Below are 22,398 nucleotides of genomic sequence, written 5' to 3' on the forward strand. Positions count from 1 at the left end.
ACCCAGACATCCGCCGGCGACGCCATCGGGGGTGCCACCTGTGGGTTTGATCCCACAGGGAGGCCCGTCCACACCCGTCCGGGTGATATCACGAGCACCCGCTCACAAGCCAGACCGACCCGCCCGCTCGGCGCCGACAGGAGCCGTTCGGGACGTGGCGTGCGTCACCCTCAGCCGGCCTGCTCGACCGGGCGCAGCGCCCGCAGCCGGGCGGGCGTGAGGTCCTCCTTGTTGATGTACGCCACGGCGCCGCACGAGGCGGCGTCGGAGGGGAGGTCGTCCAGCGCGTAGGTCGAGAGCAGCACGACGACCACGGCCGGGTCCGCGGCCAGGATCCGCCGGGTCGCCTCGATGCCGCTGATGCCGGGCAGGTTGATGTCCATCAGCACGACGGCCGGGTGCACCCGTTCGGCCTCCGCGCACGCCTGCTCGCCGCTCTCGGCCTCCGCCGCGACCCGCCATCCCCCGACCATCCCGACCACGGTGCGCGCCACCGTCCGGAACGGGCGCTGGTCGTCCACGATCAGGACGTCCACGTGCTCGCCCACTCCCCGTACCTCCCCCGCTCGCGCCCTGTTCCTCAAGGCCCGGACAGACTGCCCGCCCGGGCCGGCACGACACCAGGGTGCCACCACCCCCTCCGAACGGGTGAACGGCGATGTGATCAAGCTCGTGGGCCTGCGGGTGGGCCCACCCCGCCGCGCTCAGCGCAGGACGGTGAGCGCCTGGGCGAGGGCGTCCCGCTGGCTCTCCGCGGCCGCGCGCAGCGCGGGGACGGTGGGGCCCGCCTTGAGGATCGAGCGGCTCGCGGCGGGCAGGAGCACCCCGTTCAGGCCGCCGAAGCGCTCCGCGAGGTCCGCGGGGGTCGCGCCCTGGGCACCGAGTCCGGGGGCCAGCACGGCGCCGTTGAGGGCGCCGAGGTCGAGGCCGTGGTCGTGCGTGGCACCGACGACCACGCCCACCCCGCCCAGTGGCGCCGCGTCGGCGTTGCGGGCCGCCGCACCGTCGACCATGGACTGGGCCACGGTCCCGCCGTCCACGGGGGCGAGCTGGACCGACCCGCCCTCCGGGTTGGAGGTGCGGGCCAGCACGAACACCCCGCGCTCCGCCTCCTCGGCGGCCCGGAAGGCCGGGTCGAGGGAGCCGAAGCCCAGGTAGGGCGACACCGTGATCGAGTCCGCCGCCATGGCCGCGCCGACGCCGAGATAGGCGTCGGCGTAGCCGTCCATCGTGGATCCGATGTCCCCGCGCTTGACGTCGAGCACCGTCAGCGTGCCGGTGCCCGCCAGTCCGGCCAGGACGTCCTCCAGGACCGCGATCCCCCGCGACCCGTGCCGCTCGAAGAACGCCGACTGCGGCTTGACCGCGGCGACCCGCCCGGCCAGCGCCGAGACGGCGGCGTCGCAGAACGCGGCGAGCCCGGAGGCGTCGTCCACCAACCCCCACTCGGCCAGCAGCGCCGGATGCGGGTCGATCCCCGCGCACAGCGGCCCGAACCGCGCCACGGCGGCACTGAGCCGCTCCCCGAAGCTCACCCGGACACCCCCACCGCAGTGTGGAGCCACAATGCGCGCCCAGCGGCCAGAAGCCGACGGGCGGTCACGGGCGGGCCTTGCGCAGGGCCGCGTGGGCGTCCTGGAGCGACCGGACGCCGATGTCGCCGCGCTGGTTCGCCTCGATGCCCTGCACCGCCGCGCTGGCGCCCTGCACCGTCGTGATGCAGGGGACGCCGCGGCTCACCGCCGCCGCGCGGATCTCGTAGCCGTCCACGCGGGGGCCCGAGTTGCCGTAGGGCGTGTTGACGATCAGCACGATCTCCCCGGCGAGGATCTGGTCGACGATCGTCTCGCCCCGGTCCCGCTCGGAGTGCTTGCGCACCACCGTCGCGGTGATCCCGTGCCGGCGCAGCACCTCGGCGGTGCCCTCGGTGGCCAGCACCTCGAAGCCGAGGTCGGCGAGCCTGCGCACCGGGAACACCATGGCGCGCTTGTCCCGGTCCGCCATCGACACGAAGACCTTGCCGGACGAGGGCAGCGCCCCGTACGCCCCGGCCTGGGACTTGGCGAACGCCGGCCCGAAGGACGCGTCGATGCCCATGACCTCGCCGGTGGACTTCATCTCCGGACCCAGCAGCGGGTCGACGCCCTGGCCCGACGGCGTGCGGAAGCGGTTGAACGGCAGCACCGCCTCCTTGACCGCGACCGGCGCGTCGGCGGGCAGGTCCGTGCCGTCGCCGACGCCGGGCAGCATGCCCTCGGCCCGCAGGTCCGCGATGGTGGCGCCGAGCATGATCCGGGCCGCCGCCTTGGCCAGCGACACCGCCGTGGCCTTGGAGACGAACGGCACCGTCCGGGACGCCCGGGGGTTGGCCTCGAGCACGTAGAGCGTCTCGCCGTGCAGCGCGTACTGGACGTTGAGCAGCCCGCGCACGCCGACGCCGTGGGCGATCGCCTCGGTGGAGGTCCGGACGGCGTCGAGCACGCTGCGGCCCAACGTGATCGGCGGCAGGGTGCAGGACGAGTCGCCGGAGTGCACCCCGGCCTCCTCGATGTGCTCCATCACGCCGCCGATGAAGACCTCGTCGCCGTCGCACAGGGCGTCGACGTCGATCTCGACGGCGTCGTCGAGGAACTTGTCGACCAGCACCGGCCGGTCGGGCGAGATCGTCGTGGCACGGGCGATGTAGCCGGCGAGGGTGGCGTCGTCGTAGACGATCTCCATGCCCCGCCCGCCCAGCACGTAGGACGGCCGCACGAGGACCGGGTAGCCGATCCGCGCGGCGATCTCCCGGGCCTGGTCGAAGGAGGTCGCGGTGCCGAAGGCGGGCGCCGGGAGCCCGGCGCGGCGCAGCACCTCGCCGAAGGCCCCGCGGTCCTCGGCGAGGTCGATGGCCGCCGCCGTGGTCCCGACGACCGGGACGCCCGCCTCGGTGAGCCGGGCCGCCAGGCCGAGCGGGGTCTGCCCGCCGAGCTGCACGATCACGCCGACGACGTTCCCGGACTGCTGCTCGGCGTGCACGACCTCGAGGACGTCCTCGAAGGTCAGCGGCTCGAAGTACAGCCGGTCCGCGGTGTCGTAGTCAGTCGAGACGGTCTCCGGGTTGCAGTTGACCATGACGGTCTCGAACCCCGCCGCCCGCAGCGCCTGCACGGCGTGCACGCAGGAGTAGTCGAACTCGATGCCCTGCCCGATCCGGTTCGGCCCGGAGCCGAGGATCAGGACCTTGTCCTTCTCCCGCTGCGGGGCGATCTCGGACTCGGCCTCGGGGTCGGTCTCGTAGGCGCTGTAGTGGTACGGCGTCTTCGCGGCGAACTCGGCCGCGCAGGTGTCGACCGTCTTGTAGACGGGCCGGATCCCGAGCCGGTGGCGCAGCGAGCGCACGCCGTCCTCGCCCGCGAACTCGGGGCGGATCGCGGCGAGCTGGCGGTCGGAGAGCCCGGCCCGCTTGGCGCGGCGCAGCAGGTCCGCGTCGAGCACCGGGGCGTCCTCGATGAGCGCCCGCAGGGAGACGAGCAGCGCGATCTGGTCGAGGAACCACGGGTCGACGCCCGAGATCTCCGCGACCTCCTCGACGGAGCGCCCGGCCCGCAGCGCCCGCTCGACGGTGTAGATCCGGCCGTCCGTGGGCGTGCGGATCTCCTCGTCGGTGGGCGGCTCGGCCGGGTCCGGCGTGGTCCAGAAGCCGACCGCGGTCGTCTCCATGGACCGCAGCGCCTTGCCGAAGGCCTCCTGGAAGGACCGGCCCAGCGCCATGGCCTCGCCGACCGACTTCATGGTCGTGGTCAGCTCGGTGTCCGCGCCGGGGAACTTCTCGAACGCGAATCGCGGGATCTTGACGACGACGTAGTCGAGCGTGGGCTCGAAGGCCGCGGGCGTCTCCCCGGTGATGTCGTTGGTGATCTCGTCGAGGGTGTAGCCGACGGCCAGCTTGGCGGCGATCTTGGCGATCGGGAAGCCGGTGGCCTTCGACGCGAGCGCCGAGGACCGCGACACGCGCGGGTTCATCTCGATGACGACCAGGCGCCCGGTCTCGGGGTGCACGGCGAACTGGATGTTGCAGCCGCCGGTGTCCACGCCGACCTCGCGCAGCACGGCGATGCCGACGTCTCGCATGTGCTGGTACTCGCGGTCGGTCAGCGTCATGGCGGGCGCGACGGTGATCGAGTCGCCGGTGTGCACGCCCATGGGGTCGAGGTTCTCGATGGAGCAGACCACCACCACGTTGTCGTGGTGGTCTCGCATCAGCTCGAGCTCGTACTCCTTCCAGCCGAGCACCGACTCCTCGATGAGCACCTCGGTGACCGGGGAGGCGGCGAGCCCGCCGCCCGCGAGCCGGTCGAGGTCCTCGGGGGTGTGGGCCAGGCCGGAGCCCAGCCCGCCCATGGTGAACGACGGCCGGATGACGACCGGGAGCCCCAGCTCCGCGACCGCGGCGTGCACCTCGTCCATGGAGTGGCAGACGGCCGAGCGCGGCACGTCCCCGCCGATGCGCTGCACCAGCTCCTTGAACTTCAGCCGGTCCTCGCCGCGCTCGATGGCGTCGACGTCCGCGCCGATCAGCTCCACGCCGTAGCGCTCCAGCACGCCGTTCTCGTGCAGGGCGATCGCGGTGTTCAGCGCGGTCTGCCCGCCCAGGGTGGCCAGGATGGCGTCCGGCCGCTCGGCGGCGATGACCTTCTCGACGAACTCCGGGGTGATCGGCTCGACGTAGGTGGCGTCCGCGAACTCGGGGTCGGTCATGATCGTCGCCGGGTTGGAGTTGACCAGCGAGACGCGGATCCCCTCGGCCCGCAGCACCCGGCAGGCCTGGGTGCCGGAGTAGTCGAACTCGCAGGCCTGGCCGATGACGATCGGGCCGGACCCGATCACCATGACGTGCCGGATGTCCTCACGGCGCGGCATCAGACGTTCTCCCTCAGGTGGTGGCGGCCCGACGAGCGGTTCTCGTCCATGAGCGCGCAGAAGCGGTCGAACAGGTCCGCGGCGTCGTGCGGACCGGCGGCGGCCTCGGGGTGGTACTGCACCGAGAAGGCCGGGAAGTCCAGTCCCGCAAGGCCTTCGACGCAGCCGTCGTTCGGGCAGGTGTGGGTGATGACCCCCGTGCCGTACGGGGTGTCGAACCGCTCCCCCGCGCTGCCCTCGACGGCGAAGCCGTGGTTCTGCGAGGTGATCGCGACCCGCCCGGTGGCGTGCTCGACGACGGGGATGTTGATCCCGCGGTGCCCGTACCGGAGCTTGTAGGTGCCCCGGCCCAGCGCGCGGCCCAGGATCTGGTTGCCGAAGCAGATGCCGAACAGCGGGATCCGCCGCTCCAGGACCTGCTTGGTCAGCGCGACGGGCCCGTCCGCGGTGGCCGGGTCCCCCGGGCCGTTGGACAGGAAGAAGCCGTCCGGCTCGAGCGCCAGGATCTGCTCGATCGTGGTGTCGGCGGGCAGCACGTGCGTCTCGATGCCGCGCAGGGCCATCATCCGCGGGGTGTTGAACTTGATCCCGACGTCGAGGGCCGCGACGGTGAACCGCTTGTCCCCCTGGGCCTCCACGACGTAGGGCTCCCGGACGGTCACGGCGCCGTAGAGGTCCGCGCCCTCCATCCCGGGCGACTGCCGGACCCGCTCGACCAGCACCTCGTCCGAGGCCAGGGACACCCCGGAGAACACGCCGGCCCGCATGGCGCCGCGCTCGCGCAGGTGCCGCACGACCGCGCGGGTGTCGATGCCCGCGATCCCGACGATCCCCTGCGTGCGCAGCGCGTCGTCCAGCGAGCCGATGGCCCGCCAGTTCGACGCCCGCGGGCTGGGGTCGCGCACCGCGTACCCGGCGACCTGGATGCCGGTGGACTCGTCGTCCTCGCCGTTCCAGCCGGTGTTGCCGATCTGCGGCGCGGTCTGCACCACGATCTGCCGGTGGTAGGACGGGTCGGTCAGGGTCTCCTGGTAGCCCGTCATGCCGGTGGTGAACACGGCCTCGCCGAGGGTCTCGCCGACGGCCCCGAAGGGCTCGCCGCGGAAGACGCGTCCGTCCTCGAGGACCAGGACCGCCGTCGTGCTGCTCATACCGCCACCTTCCCGTCCCGGGCGGTGACCCGGCCACGCAGAACCGTCGCGACCACCGCTCCGGGCAGCCGCATTCCCTCGTACGGCGTGTTCGCCGCCTTGCTGGCCAGGCCCGCGCCCCGGACCGTCCACTGGGCGTCCGGGTCGACCAGGCAGAACGTCCCGGGCTCCCCGACGGCGATCGGCCTGCCCTGGTCGGGCAGCCGCCCGATCTCCGCCGGCTTCTCGCTCAGCACCCGCGCCACGCCCCGCCAGTCCAGCAGACCGGGCTCGACCATCGTGTGGACGACCACGGACAACGCCGTCTGCAGGCCGAGCATCCCCGGCCGCGCCGCCGCCCACTCCGCGTCCTTGTACTGCGCGGCGTGCGGGGCGTGGTCGGTCGCGACGACGTCGATGACGCCCTCGGCGAGCGCCTCGCGCATGGCCTGGGTGTCCGTCCCCGTGCGCAGCGGCGGGTTGACCTTGTTCACCGGGTCGTACCCGGTGAGCCTGCCGTCGGTGAGCAGCAGGTGGTGCGGGGTCACCTCGGCCGTCACGCGGATGCCCTGGGCCTTGGCGTTGCGCAGGACCGCGACGGTGTGCACCGACGAGACGTGGCAGACGTGCAGGTCCGCCCCGGCCTCGCGGGCCAGCGCGCAGTCCCGGAAGACGATCGTCTCCTCGGCGGTGGCGGGCCAGCCCGCCAGCCCGAGCCGGGCGGCGACCGCGCCCTCGTGGGCCTGCGCCCCCTCGGTGAGCCGGTGGTCCTCCGCGTGCTGGGCGATCACCACGTCCAGCGCGCTCGCGTACTCCAGCGCGCGGCGCATGATCAGCGGGTCGTTCACGCAGGAGCCGTCGTCGGAGAACATCCGCACCTGGGCGCCGGAGTTCGCCATCGTGCCGAGCTCGGCGAGCTGGGTCCCCTTGCGCCCCACCGTGACCGCGCCGACCGGGTGCACGTCGCACAGCCCGATCTCGGCGCCGCGGCGGCGCACGTGCTCCACGACGACCGCGGTGTCCTGCACCGGGTCGGTGTTCGGCATGGCGAACACGGCGGTGAACCCGCCGAGCGCCGCGGCGTGCACGCCGGTCTCGATGGTCTCGGACTCCTCGCCGCCCGGCTCGCGCAGGTGGACGTGCAGGTCGACCAGGCCGGGGAGCAGCACGTGGCCGCCCGCGTCGAGCACCTCCGTGTCCACCCCCGCGTCGTCCGACACCAGGTCGGTCCCGATCTCGGTGATCACCCCGTCCTCGACGAGGATGTCCACGGCCTGCTCGCCGTACGGCTTCGCGTTCGTGATCAGCAGTGTCATTCGGGCGCTCCGGCCAGCAGGTGGTAGAGGACGGCCATCCGCACGTGCACGCCGTTGCGCACCTGGGCGAGGACCTTGGCGTTCGACGAGTCGGCGACGGCGGGCGCGATCTCCATGCCGCGCACCATCGGGCCGGGGTGCAGCACCGGCGCGCCCTCGGGCAGCAGGGCGAGCCGGTTCTCGTTGAGCCCGTAGGCGATCGCGTACTCGCGGGCGCTGGGGAAGAAGCCGCCGTGCATGCGCTCGGCCTGCACCCGCAGCATCATCACCGCGTCGAGGGCGGGGAGCTCGGCGTCGAGCGAGTGGGAGACCCGGCAGGGCCACTCGGCCACCCCCGTGGGCAGCAGCGTCGGCGGCGCGACAAGGACCACCTCGGCACCGAGGGTGGAGAGCAGCAGCACGTTCGACCGGGCGACCCGGGAGTGCAGCACGTCCCCGACGATGCCGATCCGGCGCCCGGCGATCGCGCCCAGCTCGTCCCGCAGGGTCGCGGCGTCGAGCAGCGCCTGGGTGGGGTGCTCGTGCGTGCCGTCCCCCGCGTTGATCACGCTGGTGTGGGTGCCGGTGACCGCGGCGTCCTTGTCCTGCCAGCCCGCGACGCGGTGCGCGGCCCCGGAGGCGGGGTGGCGCATGATCACGCAGTCCGCGCCCATCGCCGAGACGGTCAGCGAGGTGTCGCGCAGCGACTCCCCCTTCGACACCGACGAGCCCTTGGCGCTGATGTTGATCGTGTCGGCGCTCATCCACTTGCCCGCGATCTCGAACGAGACGCGGGTGCGGGTGGAGTCCTCGTAGAACAACGTGACGACGGTGCGCCCGCGCAGGGTCGGCAGCTTGCGGACCTCGCGGCCGAGCAGGGTCTCCTTGAGTCGGGAGGCGGTGTCCAGCAGGCCGGTCGCGGTGGCGGCGTCGAGGTCCGCCACGGACAGGAGGTGCTTCACTCGCCGTCCCCTCTCTCGATCGCCACGCCGTCCCCCTCGTCGGTCTCGGCGAGGCGGACCAGGATCCGCTCGGCGCGCGAGGTCGGGACGTTCTTGCCGACGTAGTCCGCCCGGACCGGCAGCTCGCGATGTCCGCGGTCGATCAGCACCGCCAGCTGGACGGCGCGCGGACGGCCCTCGTCCCGCAGCGCGTCGAGCGCCGCCCGGACGGTCCGGCCGGACATCAGCACGTCGTCGACCAGCACGACGAGCTTGCCGTCGATGCCGCCCTCGGGCACCGCGGTGTCCTCCAGCGCGCGGGCGGGGCCGCGGCGCAGGTCGTCCCGGTAGAGCGTGATGTCGACCGAGCCGACGGCCGGGGCGGCCCCGCTGAACTCGGTGACCGCGGCGGCGAGGCGGCGGGCCAGGACGGCCCCGCGGGTCGGGATGCCGAGCAGGACCAGGTCCGCGGTGTTGCCGGGACCGAACGCCGTCTTCTCGATGATCTGGTGCGCGATCCGCGCGATGGTGCGGGTGACGTCGGCAGCGCTGAGCAGCTCGCGCGCGCCGACCTCCCCGCGGCGGGGTTCCGCCACGAGTTGCTCTCCTTTCCCGCCTCACGGGACGGGGTTAAAGAAGGGGGACTGTCGACCGCGAACCCTAGCAAGGCGGCCGCGGCGGCACCCGACCCGGCTCGTCCGGTCACGGCCTCATCACGATCTGCGCACCCGTCGCGGTCGGCGACACGTGACACCCACAGGGACGCGGCACGGGCCCGGTGCACACGTGGCGTACGGTCACCCAGCGCCACACTCACACGGCCACCACGCGTACCAGCGGATGCGCTGCGTGGTGGGCGGACCGTGGCAGTGGTGGCCGACATACCGCCGTCGGGGGACGGGACATCCTTCGTTCGGGTGGGAAAGTCCCACCAGGCACCCGTCCGGGGCCACCCGGCTTGACCTGCGCCGCGGGACCGGCGCATGATTACTCTGCGTATTGATCGACAGCGATCAGGGTCGTCGCTGCGCGTCACAGGTCCACCGGCTCTCGAGCCGTGGTCGACCAGGAATGAGGAGATCGCCACATGGGCGACTACGCCAAGGCGCTCGGGGGGAAGCTCCGAGCCATCCGGCAGCAACAGGGGCTGTCGCTGCACGGCGTCGAACAGAAGTCCGGGGGCCGCTGGAAGGCGGTCGTCGTCGGGTCCTACGAGCGCGGCGACCGCGCCGTGACCGTGCAGAAGCTGGCGGAGCTGGCGGACTTCTACGGCGTCCCGGTGGCCGAGCTGCTCCCCGAGGGCCGGGTGCCGTCCGGTTCCGAGCCGGCCACGAAGATCGTCATCAACCTCGAGCGGCTCCAGCAGCTGCCCGCGGACAAGGTGGGCCCGCTGGCCCGCTACGCCGCCGCGATCCAGTCCCAGCGCGGCGACTACAACGGCAAGGTCCTGTCGATCCGGGCCGAGGACCTGCGTTCCTTGGCGATCATCTACGACATGACGCCCGGCGAGCTGACCGACCAGCTCATCGACTGGGGTGTGCTGCCTCCCGAGGCCCGTCCGTCGCACCGGGTGGACTGACACCGCCCGGTTCCGATCGGTTCCGTGCACCGGGGAAGGGCGCACGGCACCGACTCCCCCGACGGCGGCGGGCTCCGGCCCGCCGCCGTCGGTCCGTCCCGGGCCGGTCAGCCGGTCCGCTCGTCCGCGTCCTCGTCCCCCACCCCGCGGGCGGCGAGGGCCTCGCCCAGCTCGTCGGCGTGGCGCAGGGTGCGGACCACGAACGGCACGGCGAACGCCGTCGGCGACCGGCCCGCCCCGCGGGCGACGGCCGCCTCGCGCACCGACGCGGCGATCGCCGCCAGGGTCCCGACGGCCTGCACCGTGAGCCCGACCAGCAGGCCCAGCCGCTCCGGGCGCACCCCGAACCGGCGCAGCGGTCCCAGCCCCCGTTCGACGGCCGCCACGACCGCGTCGATCCGCGTGGTCAGGGTGAACAGGCTGGCGGCCGCCAACGCCGCGACCAGGCTCAGCACGGTCACCGCCGCGGCCTGCGGGCCGACCAGCCACAGCTGCAGCCCGCCCACGAACACGGCCAGCACGAGCAGCAGCCTCGCGACCTGCCAGACCCGCGCCCACGGCGGGCGGGCGACCGCGTAGCCCACCGCGACGAGCCCGCAGGCGCCCGCGAGCCAGCCCACGTCGCTCCGCACCACGACGAGCGTCACGACCACGAGCAGGACCAGCAGCTTCGGGCCCGCAGGCGCGCGGTGGAGCGGGCTGGTCCCGGGCGCGTACAGGCCGAGCGGGTTCATCCGACGAGCTCCCGGTAGTACCGGATCGCGGGCCCGGGGGCGTCGTCCGCCACGACCACGCCCCCGTCGAGGACGACGACCCGGTCGAACCCGGCGAGCAGGTCCAGGTCGTGGGTGACCAGCAGGACCTGCTGGCGCAGCCCGGCCAGGATGTCGGCGAAGCGGCGCGTGTTGCGCAGGTCCAACAGCGTGGTGGGCTCGTCGCAGACCAGCACGTCCGGGTCGAGCGCGAGCATCCCGCACAGGGCGAGCAGCTGCTTCTGCCCACCCGAGAGCTGGTGGGCGGGATGGTCGGCGTAGCCCTCGAGCCCGTGCGCGGCCAGGACCTCGGCGGCGCGCGCGGCCCGCTCGGCGCGGTCCTTCACCGTGCGCCGCAACGAGAACGCGACGTCCTCCCCCGCTGTCGGCATCACGATCTGGCTGTCCGGGTTGGTGAACACGAAGCCGACCCGCCTGCGGACGGCCGCGCCGTCCGACGTGGGGTCGAGCCCGTCGACCCGCACCTCGCCGTGCGTCGGGCGGACCAGGCCGTTGACCATCCGGGCCAGTGTGGACTTCCCGGAGCCGTTGGCGCCCACGAAGCCCACGCGCGCCTCGGGCAGGGAGAGGGTGACGTCGTCGAGCACCGTGCGGTCGTCGTACCGGTGGGAGACGGCGCGGTAGGAGATCACCGGCCTGCTCCGGGCACGTGCTCCCACAGCGCCGCGACACCCAGGCCGCCGCCGGCCGACAACGCGGTCAGCCCGACCCGTCCGGCACCCTCGCGGACCAGCCTGCTGAACAGCCGCACCACGAGCACGGCCCCGGACGCGCCCCACGGGTGCCCGAGGGCCACGGCCCCGCCGTCCGGGCTCACCGCCTCCTCGGGCAGGTCCGCGGCGTCCAGGCAGGCGAGGGTCTGGCCGGCGAAGGCCTCGGTGAACTCGACGACGTCCGGGTGCCCGTGCCCCAGGACCTCCCGCATCGCGGGCACCGCACCGAGGCCCAGCCGCCGCGGGTCGACCCCCGAGGTGGCGCTCGCCACCAGCCGGAGGCCGGGAACACCCAGCTCACGGCGCACGTCCTCGCTCACCACGAGGACCGCCGCGGCCCCGTCGCTCACCGCGCACGAGTTCGCCGCGGTCGCCGTCCCGTCGGGGGTGAAGGCGGGGCGGAACCGCGCCAGCCGCGCCGCCGTGAACCCGGCGCGCGGCCGCTGGTCGCGCGAGACCGCGCCTGCGGTCCCGGCGAGCGGCACGAGCTCGGCGTCGAACCGGCCCGCGGCCTGGGCGGCGACCGCGCGCTCGTGGCTGCGCAGGGCGAAGCGGTCCTGCCGCTCCCGCGAGATCCCGGCCTCCCGCGCCACCAGGTCGGCGGCCTCCCCCATCTCCGGGTCGCCGAGCTCCGCGGGCGCGAACGGGGCGCGCGTGTACGGGGTGGGCGGGTCCGAGCGGAACGCGCGGTGCGGCGCGGTGGACGCGCTCTCGGTGCCGCCCGCGAGGTACGCACGCCCCTCCCCGGCCCGGATCATGCTGCAGGCCAGCGTGATCGCCGCGAGCCCACTCGCACACTGGCGGTCCACGGTCAGTCCTGGCACGCCCTCGCCGAGCCCGGCCCGCAGGGCGGCGACCCGGGCGGTGTTGCCCCCGGGCCCGAACACGTTCCCGAGGATCACGTCGTCCACCGGCGGGGCGCCCGCGACGTCCGCCCGCACGGCCCGCAGCACCGGCGCGGCGAGCTCGTCCGCGGTGAACGCGCGCAGGATCCCGCCCGCGTTGCCGATCGGGGTCCGGCGGGCGGCGATCACCACCGGCCTGGTCATCGGAGCGGCTCCGCGTCGAGCGTGCCCGCGGCGAGGGCCGCAGCGAGGGCGGCGCGGGCGGGCTTGCCCGCCGGAGTGCGCGGGATCTCCTTCGCCCGCAACCAGATCCGCGGCCGCTTGCGCGGGTCCAGGCCGGCCCGGGCGGCCGCGCGCAGGTCGGCGAGCGCGGGCTCGCCCTCCACCACGGCGGTGACCACGGCCCCGAGCCGCGGGTGCGGCGACCCGGCGACGACGACGTCCGACACCCCGGGCACCGCGCGCAGCACCGCCTCGACCTCCTCGGCGGCCACCAGGAAGCCGCCGGAGCCGATCGTCGCGGACTCGCGCCCGTGGACGGTGAGCACGCCGTCGACGAGGTCGACGCGGTCCCCCACGCTGGTCCACTCCGGACTCGGGTCGAGCACGCCGCCGCGGAGCCTGCCGTCGACCGCCAGCGGCGAGCGCACCCACAGCTCGCCCGCCCGCACGTCCAGGTCCACGCCGGAGACCGGGCGCAGGGCCCCGTCCTGCCGGATCGCGATCAGCGAGTGCTCGGCGGACCCGTAGTACTCCAGCAGCTCCGGCCTGCGCAGGCCCTCCGGCACGTGCGCGCCCCCGCACACGACCAGCTCGAACGGGACCGCGGCGATCTCCGGCAGCATCGCGGGCACGACGTGGACCGTGGCGGCCCCGCGGGCGGCCGCCGCGCTCAGCCGGGGTTCCAGCCGCAGCTCGGCACCGCACCACAGCGCGTGCAGGGCACCGAACAGGAACAACGACGAGCTGAGCGGCCCGGCGACCAGCACCGGGCCCGGCACCGCGCCCAGCGCCTCGAAGCTGCGCAGCCAGGAGGCGCGAGAGCGCTGCAGGACCTTCGGCGTGCCGCTGCTCCCGGAGGTCGTGGGCAGGTAGAAGGGCGCGGCGAGGTCGACCGGGATGTCCTCCACCGTCCCGGAGCCGGCGTCGGGGGTGCCCTCCACCACCGTGTCCGGGCGGGCGTCCGCCAGCACCCCGGCCCGCTCGCGCGCGGACCAGCCGGGTTCCAGGACCAGGGCCGCCGCCCCGCGCCGGTCACAGGCCAGGAACCAGGCGAGGATGTCCCCGTCGCCGATCGCCACCCGGGCACCCGGCCCGATCCCCCGGCGCTGCAGCTCGGCGGCCCCGGCCCCGACCCGCGCGGCGAGGTCCGCGGGCAGGGCGGCTCCGCCGAGCACCGGGGTCACGTGCGCCCCACGAGCCGCCCCGGGAGCGCGCGGTGCACCAGCGACGCGACGAGCGCGGCGATGACGACCTTGGCGAGGTCACCGGGCACGAACACCAGCGACCCGGTGACCGCGGTCGACCACGAGCCCGTGTACACCGCCAGCCACGGGATCCCGACCAGGTAGTCGGCGACGAGCCCGGCGAACGCGGCGAGGAGCAGCAGCGGCAGCCCGGGCCGCCGGGCGCGCTGCGCGATCAGGCCGCTGACCAGCGCCGACAGGATCCATCCGAGGAGGAACCCGCCGCTCGGGCCGACGAAGGGGGCGAGCCCGCCGCGCCCGCCGGAGAGCAGCGGCAGCCCGATCGCGACCAGCGCGAGCAACAGCAGCAGCGCGAACACCGCCCGCCGCGCCCCGACGAGCACCCCGGCCAGGAACGGGCCCATGTTCTGGACCACGATCGGCACCCCCGACGCCCCGACGTAGACGCCCGGGAACAGCCCCAGCACGGCGATGAACGCCGCCAGGACGACGGTCGTGGCGAGGTCGGCGGCAGGCGCGGCGGCGCGCGGGCGGTCGGACACGGGTGAAGGTTAGCCGGCGGAACCCGGTCCTCCGCTGTCGCGCCCGCCACTCCCCTGTCGGCTCGGCTCGGTTCTGCTCAGTTCTGCTCAGTTCTGCTCAGTGGTGCTGCGCACGCTCCACCGTGGTCTGCAGCGCCGCGAGGAGCTCGCGGGCCGACTCCAGGGACAGCTCCACCGCCACCCGCGCGCCCGGGCCGCGGTCCGGGGCGAGGAAGTCGATGTTCACGGTGTGATCGTCCGGGGCGTGGACCGGGTGGTCGTAGTAGACGGTCGCGGTGCGCAGCGGGAACCAGCCCTCGGGTCCCTTGCCGCTGCTGCGGCGCACCTCGATCCGCTCCGTGGAGTAGGTGCACACGGTTACAGGTACCTCCCGAAGAAGGCCTCGATCCGCTCCCAGCCGTCGTTCGCCGCCTCCGGCCGGTAGGCCGTGCGGTTGACGGCGAAGAAGGCGTGGCCCGCGCCCTCGTAGCGGTGGAACTCGTAGGTCTTCCCGTTGTCGCGCAACAGCTTCTCCAGCTCGTCGACGTCCGCGGGCGACGGATGGGCGTCGTCCTGGCCGAACAGGCCGAGCAGCGGCGCCCGCAGCTCGGGCACCCGGTCGGCCAGCGGCGCGACCTGCAGCGGGAAGCCCTCCGGGGGCGTCCCGACGACGAACGCGCCGTAGCAGTCCACGGCCGCCTGCACGTCGACCTCGACCCCGCTCAGGAAGGCCTGGCGGCCGCCGGAGCAGTAGCCGATCGTCCCGACCCGGCCGTTCGACGTCGGCAGGCCCCGCAGCCACCGCGCGGCGCCCTTCGCGTCCCCGACGAACCGCTCGTCCGGCACGCCGCCCCGGGCGCGGGCGGCGGCGGCCGCGTCGTCCGGGGCGGCGCCGGGCGCCTCCCGGCTGTAGAGGTTGACGCAGATCGCGTCGTAGCCCAGCACCGCGAAGCGGCGCACCATCTCCTTCGTCTCCTTGTCGTAGCCGGGCATGTGGTGGATCACGATCACCCCGCCGCGTGGCCCGGGGGCCATCGGGCGGGCCGTGTAGGCCTCGATGAGGTCGTCACCGTGACCGCGGATCCCCACGGTCTCGGCCAGGACGGCGTCGTACGCCACGTCTCCTCCTCGCTGGGATGGCTCAGCTGTCGGGTCCCTGCCTACCCTTGTCGACCATGAGCATCGGCACCGAGTCCCTGTGGCACCCGTTCGCGGCGATGGAATCGGTCAAGCGGTCCCAGACGGTGATCACCCGGGCCGAGGACGTCTGGATCTGGGACGCCGCGGGCACCCGCTACCTCGACGCCACCGCGAGCCTCTGGTACGCCAACGCGGGCCACGGCCGCCGGGAGATCGCCGACGCGGTCACCGCCCAGCTCGGGAGGCTCGACGCCTACCACCTGTTCACCGACTTCGCGAACGAGCCCGCCCTCGCCCTGGCCGACGCGCTCGCCGCCCGCGCACCGATGGCGGACGCGAAGGTGTTCCTCACCAGCGGCGGCGGCGACTCGATCGACACCGCCGCCAAGATCGCCCGCGCGCACTTCGCGCTGACCGGGCAGCCGGACCGCACGATCCTGCTGCACCGCGAGCACAGCTACCACGGCACGCACGGCCTGGGCACCTCGCTGGCGGGCATCCCCGGCAACCGGGTGGCGCCGCCGTTCGTGCCGGACGTCGTGCAGACGGCGTGGAACGACGCCGAGATGCTCGAGGAGACCCTCCGCGAGCTCGGCCCGGAGCGGATCGCCGCATTCTTCTGCGAGCCCGTGATCGGGGCGGGCGGGGTGCTGCCGCCGCCGCCCGGGTACATCGAGGCGGCGGCGCAGGTGTGCGCGCGCCACGGCGTGCTCTTCGTCGCCGACGCCGTGATCTGCGGCTTCGGCCGGCTCGGCGACTGGTTCGGGGTGGACCGCTTCGGCATCACGCCGGACCTGGTCACCTTCGCCAAGGGCGTGACGTCCGGGGTCCAGCCGCTCGGCGGCGTGCTCGCCTCGGGGGCGGTCGCCGCGCCCTTCTGGGACACCCCGGGCACCGTCCTGCGGCACGGTCAGACCTACTCCGGGCATCCCGTCGCCTGCGCCGCCGGGCTCGCCACGGTCGAGCTCTACGAGCGCGACGGGCTCTTCGCCCGCGCGGACGCCCTGGAGGGGCCGCTGCTGCAGCGTCTGCAGGGCCTGGCGGACCACCCGCTCGTCACCGAGGCGCGGGGCGGCACCGGCTTCCTCGGCGCCCTCGAGCTCGTACCCGACCGGCCGGGGATCACCGGGCGCGTGGCGAACGCCGTCCGCGAGCACGGGGTGATCATCCGTCCGATGGTGAGCGCGCTGGGCTTCAGCCCGCCCCTGACGGCGACGGAGGACCACCTCGACCAACTCGCCGAAGCCGTCCGCAAGGGCCTGGACCAGGTCGCCTGACTTCCCCGCCGAGAGGAACCTGAGGGCGATGCCGGGGGTGCCGGAATCGCCCTGAGGTTCCTCTCGGCGGGGAATTGTCGGGGGCGAATGCGAACATCTGTTCGTGTCGCGCATCCTGAGCAGGGCGGAGGCGTCGATCCTGCACGCCGACCTCGACTCGTTCTACGCGTCGGTCGAGCAGCGGGACGCGCCGCGGCTGCGCGGGCGCCCGGTCATCGTGGGCGGCGGGGTGGTGCTCGCCGCGTCCTACGAGGCCAAGGCCTTCGGGGTGCGCACGGCGATGGGCGGGCGGCAGGCGAAGGCACTCTGCCCGCGCGCGATCGTCGTGCCGCCGCGGTTCGCCGCCTACACCGAGGCCAGCAAGGCGGTGTTCGCGGTCTTCCGGGACACCACCCCGGTCGTCGAGGGGGTGTCGATCGACGAGGCGTTCCTGGACGTCGGCGGGCTGTGGCGGATCGCGGGCTCCCCCACCGCCGTCGCCCGGCGCCTGCGGGAGCGGGTGGCGGGCGAGGTGGGCCTGCCGATCACCGTGGGAGTGGCCTGCACGAAGTTCCTGGCGAAGGTGGCCTCGGGGGTGGCCAAGCCGGACGGGCTGCTGGAGGTCCCGCCGGGCGGGGAGCTCGCGTTCCTGCACCCGCTGCCCGTCGGCAGGCTGTGGGGCGTCGGGAAGGTCACCGAGGCCAAGCTGCACGCGCTGGGGATCCGGACCGTGGGCGAGGTGGCGGACCTCGGCGAGGCCACGCTCGTGAGCCTGCTCGGCCGGGCCTCCGGGCGGCACCTGCACGCCCTGGCGCACAACCACGACCCGCGCGTGGTCGACACCGGCGTGCGCCGCCGGTCCATCGGCTCCCAGCGCGCGCTGGGCCGCCGCCACCGCACCCCCGAGGAGCTGGACGTCATCCTGGCCGGGATCGTCGACCGGCTCGGGAAGCGGCTGCGCGGGGCGGACCGGACCTGTCGCACCGTCGTCCTGCGGCTGCGGTTCGGCGACTACACGCGCGCCACCCGCTCGCACACCCTCGCCCGCGCCACCGACCACACGCCGACCCTGCTGGCCGCGGCGCGCAGGCTGCTGGCGGACTCGCTGACGACGTGTCTGGACCGCGGCACCACGCTCGTCGGGATCTCGCTCACGAACCTCGACGCGGGGGACGCGATGCAGCTGGCCCTGCCGTTCGAGCGCACCGACGGGCCCGATCTCGACCGCACGCTCGACGACCTGCGCACCCGATTCGGGTCCGAGTCGGTCACCCGGGCGGCCCGGCTGGGCCGGAACCAGGGCTGGGAGGTGCCGCTGCTCCCCGACGGCTAGTGCCCCGGGTCCGGACACGGGACACGGATCTGCCGGTATCGGCGAGGGGGCTCCCCAGTCCCCGCCGATACCGGCGTCCTGTTCAACGAGCGGACCCGCGCGGGGTCACCCCACGCCGGGTTGCCGTCGGGTGAACTCCGTCATGCGGTGGAGGTCCGCCCCGACCAGGCGGGCTCGACCTCGGCCCAGCGGCGCTCCCAGACCGCGGCGTTCCGCCGCCAGGTGACCAGCCGGACGAGCCGCCAGCCGCCGTAGACGAGCAGGAGACCGAGCAGCGCGGCCAGCACCCCGAGGACACCCCCGACCAGGCCCGCCGCGAGGGGCGAGACGGGGGCCCGCACCACGGTGCCCGCGCGGTCGGTCCAGAGCGGGACGCGGGCCCCCGGTTCGGCGCCGATCGGCGCGCTGACCAGCCCGGAGCGCGGCGTGCCGTCCGGCGCGGTCCAGCTCGCGAGGACGCGGCGCGAACCGGGGCTCACGTCGTCGTCCGCGGGCGGGAGGTCCGGGATCCGGGTGACGGTCGCCTGGACGGCCGACCGTTGCGCGCCCTCACTCGCCGCGCGCGCCGCGACCGAACCGTGCGCCATCACCCCGAGGACCGCGGCGATCACCAGCAGGACGACGCCGATCCCGCAGAGCAGGACGGCGGCCGCGTCCTCGATGCGATCCGTCCGCCGACGAGGGAGTCCACCCGACATGGGAGAGGAGTCGCCCGGCGTCCGGACCGCGTTACCCCTTCTTTGAAGCGTGTGCATCAACTAGCGTGGATCACCGGAGCCGAGGCAGCGGAGGTGCACGATGGCGTGGGACTTCTCCACCGAACCCGAGTTCGAGAAGAAGCTGGCGTGGATGCGGGGGTTCGTCCGCGAGGAGATCTACCCGATCGAGACGCTCGACCTGAGCCCGGAGCAGTACGCACGCATCACCGCGCCACTCAAGGAGCAGGTCAAGGATCAGGGCCTGTGGGCCGCGCACCTGCCGCCGGAGCTGGGCGGTGGCGGGTTCGGCCAGGTCAAGCTCGGGCTGATGCACGAGATCCTCGGCGCGAGCCGGTTCGCGCCCGGCATCTTCGGCAACCAGGCGCCGGACTCCGGGAACGCGGAGCTGCTGGCGATCGGCGGCTCACCGGAGCAGAAGGAGCAGTGGATGTTCCCGCTGCTGCGCGGCGAGCTGCGGTCCTGCTTCTCGATGACCGAGCCCGGCGCGGGCGCGGACCCGACGCTCCTCACCACCCGCGCGGTGCTGGAGGGTGACGAGTACGTCATCAACGGGCACAAATGGTTCTCGTCGAACGCGAGCCGGGCGGACTTCCTGATCGTCATGGCCGTGACCGACCCGGACGTCTCGCCGCACCAGGGCTCGTCGATGATCATCGTCCCGGTGGACACCCCCGGGGTGACCATCCTGCGCGACATCCCGGTGATGGACCACTCCACCGTGCACCCGCAGCTCGAGGGCGGGCACGCCGAGATCCTCTACCAGGACGTCCGGGTGCCGAAGACCAACCTCGTCGGCAACCCCGGCGACGGGTTCAAGCTGGCCCAGCAGCGCCTCGGCCCCGGCCGCATCCACCACGCGATGCGGTGGCTGGGCCAGTCGAAGCGCGCCTTCGACATGCTGTGCGAGCGCGCGGTCTCGCGCTACGCGCACGGCTCGGTGCTCGCCGACAAGCAGATGATCCAGGACTGGGTCGCCACCTCGGCCGCCGAGATGCAGGCCGCCCGCCTGCTCACGCTGCAGGCGGCGTGGACGATGGACCAGGTCGGCGCGTCGAACGCCCGCAACGAGATCGCCATGATCAAGTTCTGGGGCGCGCGGGTGCTGCACGACGTGATCGACCGGGCCGTCCAGATCCACGGCTCGCTCGGCTTCTCGGGCGACCTGCCGCTGGAGCAGATGTACCGGGCGGCCCGGGCCGCGCGGATCTACGACGGCCCGGACGAGGTGCACAAGGCCGCCCTCGCCAAGCGCATCCTGCGCGGCTACGAGGCCGTCGACGTGCCCACCGAGCACGTCCCGACCCGCACCGAGGCCGCCCGCACGAAGTTCGCGCAGTACCTGGAGCTGGCCACCGCGAACGACTAGCGCTCCGCGCCCGTGCGCGGTAAGTGGTGCTCTGGCACCACTTACCGCGCACGACCGCTCGGCGCCGCGGAAAACCGCCGGCGGGCCGCGGTATCCCTTCGGGATGGACGTCACCTCCGACCGAACGCTCGACGACGGTGTCCGCGAGCGCCGCTTCACCCTCACCCCCGCCGGCGACCCCGACGGGATCCCGGGCATCCTCTGGACCTCCGGGCCCGGCCCGCTGGTCCTGCTCGGCCATCCCGGCGGGCTGGACCGGATGTACCCGCGGCTCCTCGACCGGGCCCGCGATGCTCTGGCCGCCGGGTTCACCGCCGCGACCCTCGAGCTGCCCGGTTGCGGCGACCGCCGCCGCGCGCCGGACGCCGAGGCCGCCCGCGCCGACCTGCGACGGGCGATCCTCGCCGGCGAGAAGGTCCCGGACGAGACCGTCGACCGGCTCGTCCTCCCGCTCGTCGACGCCGCCGTCCCGGAGCACCGCGCCGCGCTCGACGCCCTGCTGACCCTGCCCGGCCTCCACGGACCGGTCGGGCTCGCGGGCGGGAACATCGCGATCGGCGTCCGGATGGCGGTGGTCGAGCCGCGTCTCGCCGCCGCGGTCCTGTTCGCCGGGAGCCGCATCCCGCGCCGGTCGCTGGCCGAGGCTCGCACCGTGGCCGTCCCCCTGCACGTCCTGCTGCAGTGGGACGACGAGGACAACGACCGTCAGGAGGCCCTCGACCTGTTCGACGCGCTCGGCAGCGCCGAGAAGACCCTCCACGCCACCACGGGCGGCCACACCGGTGTCCCCCGGTTCGCGGGGCGGGCCGCGAACGACTTCCTCGCCCGACACCTCAGCGGCTCGTCCGACGGTCGTGCGCGGTAAGTGGTGCTCTGGCACCACTTACCGCGCACGGGCGCCGGAGGCGCTGCTCACACCACAGCGATCTTCTACTTCGTGTAGAACTGAACCCGAACGCTCTACATGTTGTAGAAGTTCGGGAGGAGCCTCCGCCATGGCGCTGGACCTGGCCCGTTGGCAGTTCGGGATCACGACGATCTACCACTTCCTGTTCGTCCCGCTGACGATCGGGCTGTCGGTGATCGTCGCGTCCCTGCAGACCGCCTGGCATCGCACCGGCCGCACCGAGTACCTGCGCGCCACCAAGTTCTTCGGCAAGCTCTTCCTGATCAACTTCGCCATGGGCGTGGTCACCGGGATCGTGCAGGAGTTCCAGTTCGGGATGAACTGGAGCGCCTACTCGACCTTCGTCGGAGACGTCTTCGGTGCCCCGCTGGCCATGGAGGCGCTGCTGGCCTTCTTCCTCGAGTCGACCTTCATCGGACTCTGGATCTTCGGCTGGGACAAGCTCCCCCGGCGCGTGCACCTGGCCTGCATCTGGGCCGCCGCGATCGGCACGAACCTCAGCGCCTACTTCATCCTCGCCGCGAACGCCTGGATGCGACACCCCGTCGGCTTCGAGATCGATCCGACGACCGGACAGGCCCGCCTCACCAGCATCTGGGCCGTCCTGAGCAACGACCAGGCGTGGTCGACCTACCTGCACGTCGTCAGCGCCGCGTTCATCGCCGCGGGCCTGTTCGTCGCGGCGGTGAGCGCGTACAAGCTGCTCACGCGCAAGGACGAGCGCGAGCACGAGCTGTTCCGCAGGACGCTGCGCGTCGGGTTCGTGGTCACGCTCGTGGCGGGGATCGTCGTCACGGTGAGCGGCGACCACCAGGCCAAGCTCATGGCGCAGTACGAGCCGATGAAGCTCGCGGCCGCCGAGGCGCTGTGGGACGACGAGCACGCGGCCGGGTTCTCGATCTTCGCCGTCGGTGACATCCAGGACGGCCGCAACCACGTCAACGTCCAGGTCCCCGGCCTGCTCGCCTTCCTCGCCACCGGCGACTTCGACGGGGACGTCCAGGGCATCAACGACATCCAGGAGCGCCTGACCGCGGAGTTCGGGCCGGGCAGCTACATCCCGAACGTCGGGCTCCTGTACTGGGCCTTCCGGATGATGATGGGGCTCGGCCTGGCCGGGGTGGCGGTCTCGGTCGTCGGGTTGTGGCTGACCCGGGGCGGGCGCCTCTTCCGGTGGGACTGGCAGTACCGGCTCGTCGTCGCCGCCCTGCCGGCCGCGCTGCTGGCGAACATCTTCGGCTGGATCCTCACCGAGATGGGCCGCCAACCCTGGACGGTCGTCGGCGAGCTGCTCACCGCGAACAGTGTGAGCCCCGGGGTGAGCCTGACCGAGGTGGCGATCTCGTTGTCCGCCTTCACCCTGATCTACGCGGTGTTGGCGGTGGTCGAGTTCGGGCTGCTCGCGAAGTACGTGAAGGCGGGCACCGCCGCGGTGATGCCGTACCCCGAGAACGACGCCGCCGAGCCCGACCGCACCGACGACGACCGCGTCCCCGCCTTCGTCTACTGAGGACCTGCTCGTCAGGGTCCGCACCTCGACTCAGGAGCCCA

21 protein-coding genes are annotated in these 22,398 nt (G+C 73.7%); 6 read left to right on the plus strand and 15 right to left on the minus strand.

The annotated features are described in order from the left end of the window. Positions 1 to 170: 170 nt before the first annotated feature. The 7 genes from BLS43_RS05945 to pyrR all read right to left on the minus strand — a co-directional run bounded on the left by BLS43_RS05945 (position 171) and on the right by pyrR (position 8,864). The gene (locus tag BLS43_RS05945; protein WP_237191964.1) at positions 171 to 548 is read right to left on the minus strand and encodes a response regulator; all 378 of its coding nucleotides are present in this window, start codon (positions 546 to 548) and stop codon (positions 171 to 173) included. Between the two features lie 156 nt (positions 549 to 704). After that, positions 705 to 1,535 carry an orotidine-5'-phosphate decarboxylase gene (pyrF, locus tag BLS43_RS05950; protein WP_093077950.1) on the minus strand — a complete coding sequence of 277 codons (831 nt, stop codon included), beginning with the start codon at positions 1,533 to 1,535 and terminating at the stop codon, positions 705 to 707. A gap of 64 nt (positions 1,536 to 1,599) precedes the next feature. Continuing rightward, positions 1,600 to 4,902: a carbamoyl-phosphate synthase large subunit gene (gene carB, locus BLS43_RS05955; protein ID WP_093077953.1), complete on the minus strand. Its 3,303-nt coding sequence runs from the start codon at positions 4,900 to 4,902 to the stop codon at positions 1,600 to 1,602. Next, entirely contained in the window at positions 4,902 to 6,053 is a 1,152-nt protein-coding gene (carA, locus tag BLS43_RS05960) for a glutamine-hydrolyzing carbamoyl-phosphate synthase small subunit (RefSeq protein ID WP_093077956.1), read from the minus strand. Before carA ends, carB begins: the two co-directional genes overlap by 1 nt. Then, on the minus strand, positions 6,050 to 7,348 hold the full coding sequence (locus BLS43_RS05965) for a dihydroorotase (protein WP_093077959.1): 1,299 nt from the start codon (positions 7,346 to 7,348) through the stop codon (positions 6,050 to 6,052). The genes carA and BLS43_RS05965 overlap by 4 nt, the downstream gene beginning before the upstream one ends. After that, entirely contained in the window at positions 7,345 to 8,289 is a 945-nt protein-coding gene (locus BLS43_RS05970) for an aspartate carbamoyltransferase catalytic subunit (RefSeq protein ID WP_093077962.1), read from the minus strand. The genes BLS43_RS05965 and BLS43_RS05970 overlap by 4 nt, the downstream gene beginning before the upstream one ends. Then, on the minus strand, positions 8,286 to 8,864 hold the full coding sequence (gene pyrR / locus BLS43_RS05975) for a bifunctional pyr operon transcriptional regulator/uracil phosphoribosyltransferase PyrR (RefSeq protein WP_093077964.1): 579 nt from the start codon (positions 8,862 to 8,864) through the stop codon (positions 8,286 to 8,288). Before pyrR ends, BLS43_RS05970 begins: the two co-directional genes overlap by 4 nt. A 491-nt stretch (positions 8,865 to 9,355) precedes the next feature. On the opposite strand from pyrR, the gene bldD reads away from it, so the two are divergent. Further along, on the plus strand, positions 9,356 to 9,847 hold the full coding sequence (gene bldD, locus BLS43_RS05980) for a transcriptional regulator BldD (protein WP_093077966.1): 492 nt from the start codon (positions 9,356 to 9,358) through the stop codon (positions 9,845 to 9,847). A gap of 107 nt (positions 9,848 to 9,954) precedes the next feature. Here the strand turns inward: bldD and BLS43_RS05985 are convergent, their stop codons facing one another. The 7 genes from BLS43_RS05985 to BLS43_RS06015 form a co-directional block, all read right to left on the minus strand. Beyond that, the gene (locus tag BLS43_RS05985) at positions 9,955 to 10,581 is read right to left on the minus strand and encodes an energy-coupling factor transporter transmembrane component T family protein (protein WP_093077969.1); all 627 of its coding nucleotides are present in this window, start codon (positions 10,579 to 10,581) and stop codon (positions 9,955 to 9,957) included. Then, complete coding sequence (locus BLS43_RS05990) at positions 10,578 to 11,252, minus strand: energy-coupling factor ABC transporter ATP-binding protein (protein ID WP_093077971.1); 675 nt, start codon at positions 11,250 to 11,252, stop codon at positions 10,578 to 10,580. Before BLS43_RS05990 ends, BLS43_RS05985 begins: the two co-directional genes overlap by 4 nt. Beyond that, positions 11,249 to 12,382, minus strand: coding sequence for a thiolase family protein (locus tag BLS43_RS05995; RefSeq protein ID WP_093077974.1), 1,134 nt, complete (start codon positions 12,380 to 12,382; stop codon positions 11,249 to 11,251). Before BLS43_RS05995 ends, BLS43_RS05990 begins: the two co-directional genes overlap by 4 nt. Next, positions 12,379 to 13,584: an AMP-binding protein gene (locus BLS43_RS06000; protein WP_245707324.1), complete on the minus strand. Its 1,206-nt coding sequence runs from the start codon at positions 13,582 to 13,584 to the stop codon at positions 12,379 to 12,381. Before BLS43_RS06000 ends, BLS43_RS05995 begins: the two co-directional genes overlap by 4 nt. Then, positions 13,581 to 14,147: a biotin transporter BioY gene (locus tag BLS43_RS06005; RefSeq protein WP_093077977.1), complete on the minus strand. Its 567-nt coding sequence runs from the start codon at positions 14,145 to 14,147 to the stop codon at positions 13,581 to 13,583. Before BLS43_RS06005 ends, BLS43_RS06000 begins: the two co-directional genes overlap by 4 nt. Positions 14,148 to 14,244: 97 nt before the next feature. Then, positions 14,245 to 14,502 carry a DUF6295 family protein gene (locus BLS43_RS06010; RefSeq protein ID WP_093077980.1) on the minus strand — a complete coding sequence of 86 codons (258 nt, stop codon included), beginning with the start codon at positions 14,500 to 14,502 and terminating at the stop codon, positions 14,245 to 14,247. 2 nt (positions 14,503 to 14,504) lie between these two features. Then, positions 14,505 to 15,245 carry a dienelactone hydrolase family protein gene (locus BLS43_RS06015; RefSeq protein WP_093077983.1) on the minus strand — a complete coding sequence of 247 codons (741 nt, stop codon included), beginning with the start codon at positions 15,243 to 15,245 and terminating at the stop codon, positions 14,505 to 14,507. Positions 15,246 to 15,301: 56 nt separating this feature from the next. Here BLS43_RS06015 and BLS43_RS06020 point away from each other — a divergent pair, with 56 nt between their 5' ends. Next, positions 15,302 to 16,543 (plus strand): aminotransferase family protein, encoded by a 1,242-nt coding sequence (locus BLS43_RS06020; protein WP_245707325.1) that lies wholly within the window; start codon positions 15,302 to 15,304, stop codon positions 16,541 to 16,543. A 97-nt stretch (positions 16,544 to 16,640) separates the two neighbouring features. Further along, positions 16,641 to 17,855 carry a DNA polymerase IV gene (dinB, locus tag BLS43_RS06025; RefSeq protein WP_093077986.1) on the plus strand — a complete coding sequence of 405 codons (1,215 nt, stop codon included), beginning with the start codon at positions 16,641 to 16,643 and terminating at the stop codon, positions 17,853 to 17,855. Between the two features lie 140 nt (positions 17,856 to 17,995). Here dinB and BLS43_RS06030 read toward each other — a convergent pair whose 3' ends face one another. Further along, complete coding sequence (locus BLS43_RS06030; RefSeq protein ID WP_093077989.1) at positions 17,996 to 18,553, minus strand: Rv1733c family protein; 558 nt, start codon at positions 18,551 to 18,553, stop codon at positions 17,996 to 17,998. A gap of 100 nt (positions 18,554 to 18,653) precedes the next feature. Here BLS43_RS06030 and BLS43_RS06035 point away from each other — a divergent pair, with 100 nt between their 5' ends. The 3 genes from BLS43_RS06035 to BLS43_RS06045 all read left to right on the plus strand — a co-directional run bounded on the left by BLS43_RS06035 (position 18,654) and on the right by BLS43_RS06045 (position 22,357). Beyond that, positions 18,654 to 19,940, plus strand: a complete 1,287-nt coding sequence (locus BLS43_RS06035; protein WP_093077992.1) for an acyl-CoA dehydrogenase family protein — start codon at positions 18,654 to 18,656, stop codon at positions 19,938 to 19,940. A gap of 103 nt (positions 19,941 to 20,043) precedes the next feature. After that, positions 20,044 to 20,805 carry a dienelactone hydrolase family protein gene (locus tag BLS43_RS06040; protein WP_093077995.1) on the plus strand — a complete coding sequence of 254 codons (762 nt, stop codon included), beginning with the start codon at positions 20,044 to 20,046 and terminating at the stop codon, positions 20,803 to 20,805. A 130-nt stretch (positions 20,806 to 20,935) separates the two neighbouring features. Continuing rightward, positions 20,936 to 22,357 carry a cytochrome ubiquinol oxidase subunit I gene (locus tag BLS43_RS06045; RefSeq protein WP_093077998.1) on the plus strand — a complete coding sequence of 474 codons (1,422 nt, stop codon included), beginning with the start codon at positions 20,936 to 20,938 and terminating at the stop codon, positions 22,355 to 22,357. The last annotated feature ends 41 nt before the right edge of the window (positions 22,358 to 22,398 follow it).

It is taken from the genome of Pseudonocardia oroxyli (genome assembly GCF_900102195.1).
Taxonomy (GTDB): domain Bacteria; phylum Actinomycetota; class Actinomycetes; order Mycobacteriales; family Pseudonocardiaceae; genus Pseudonocardia; species Pseudonocardia oroxyli.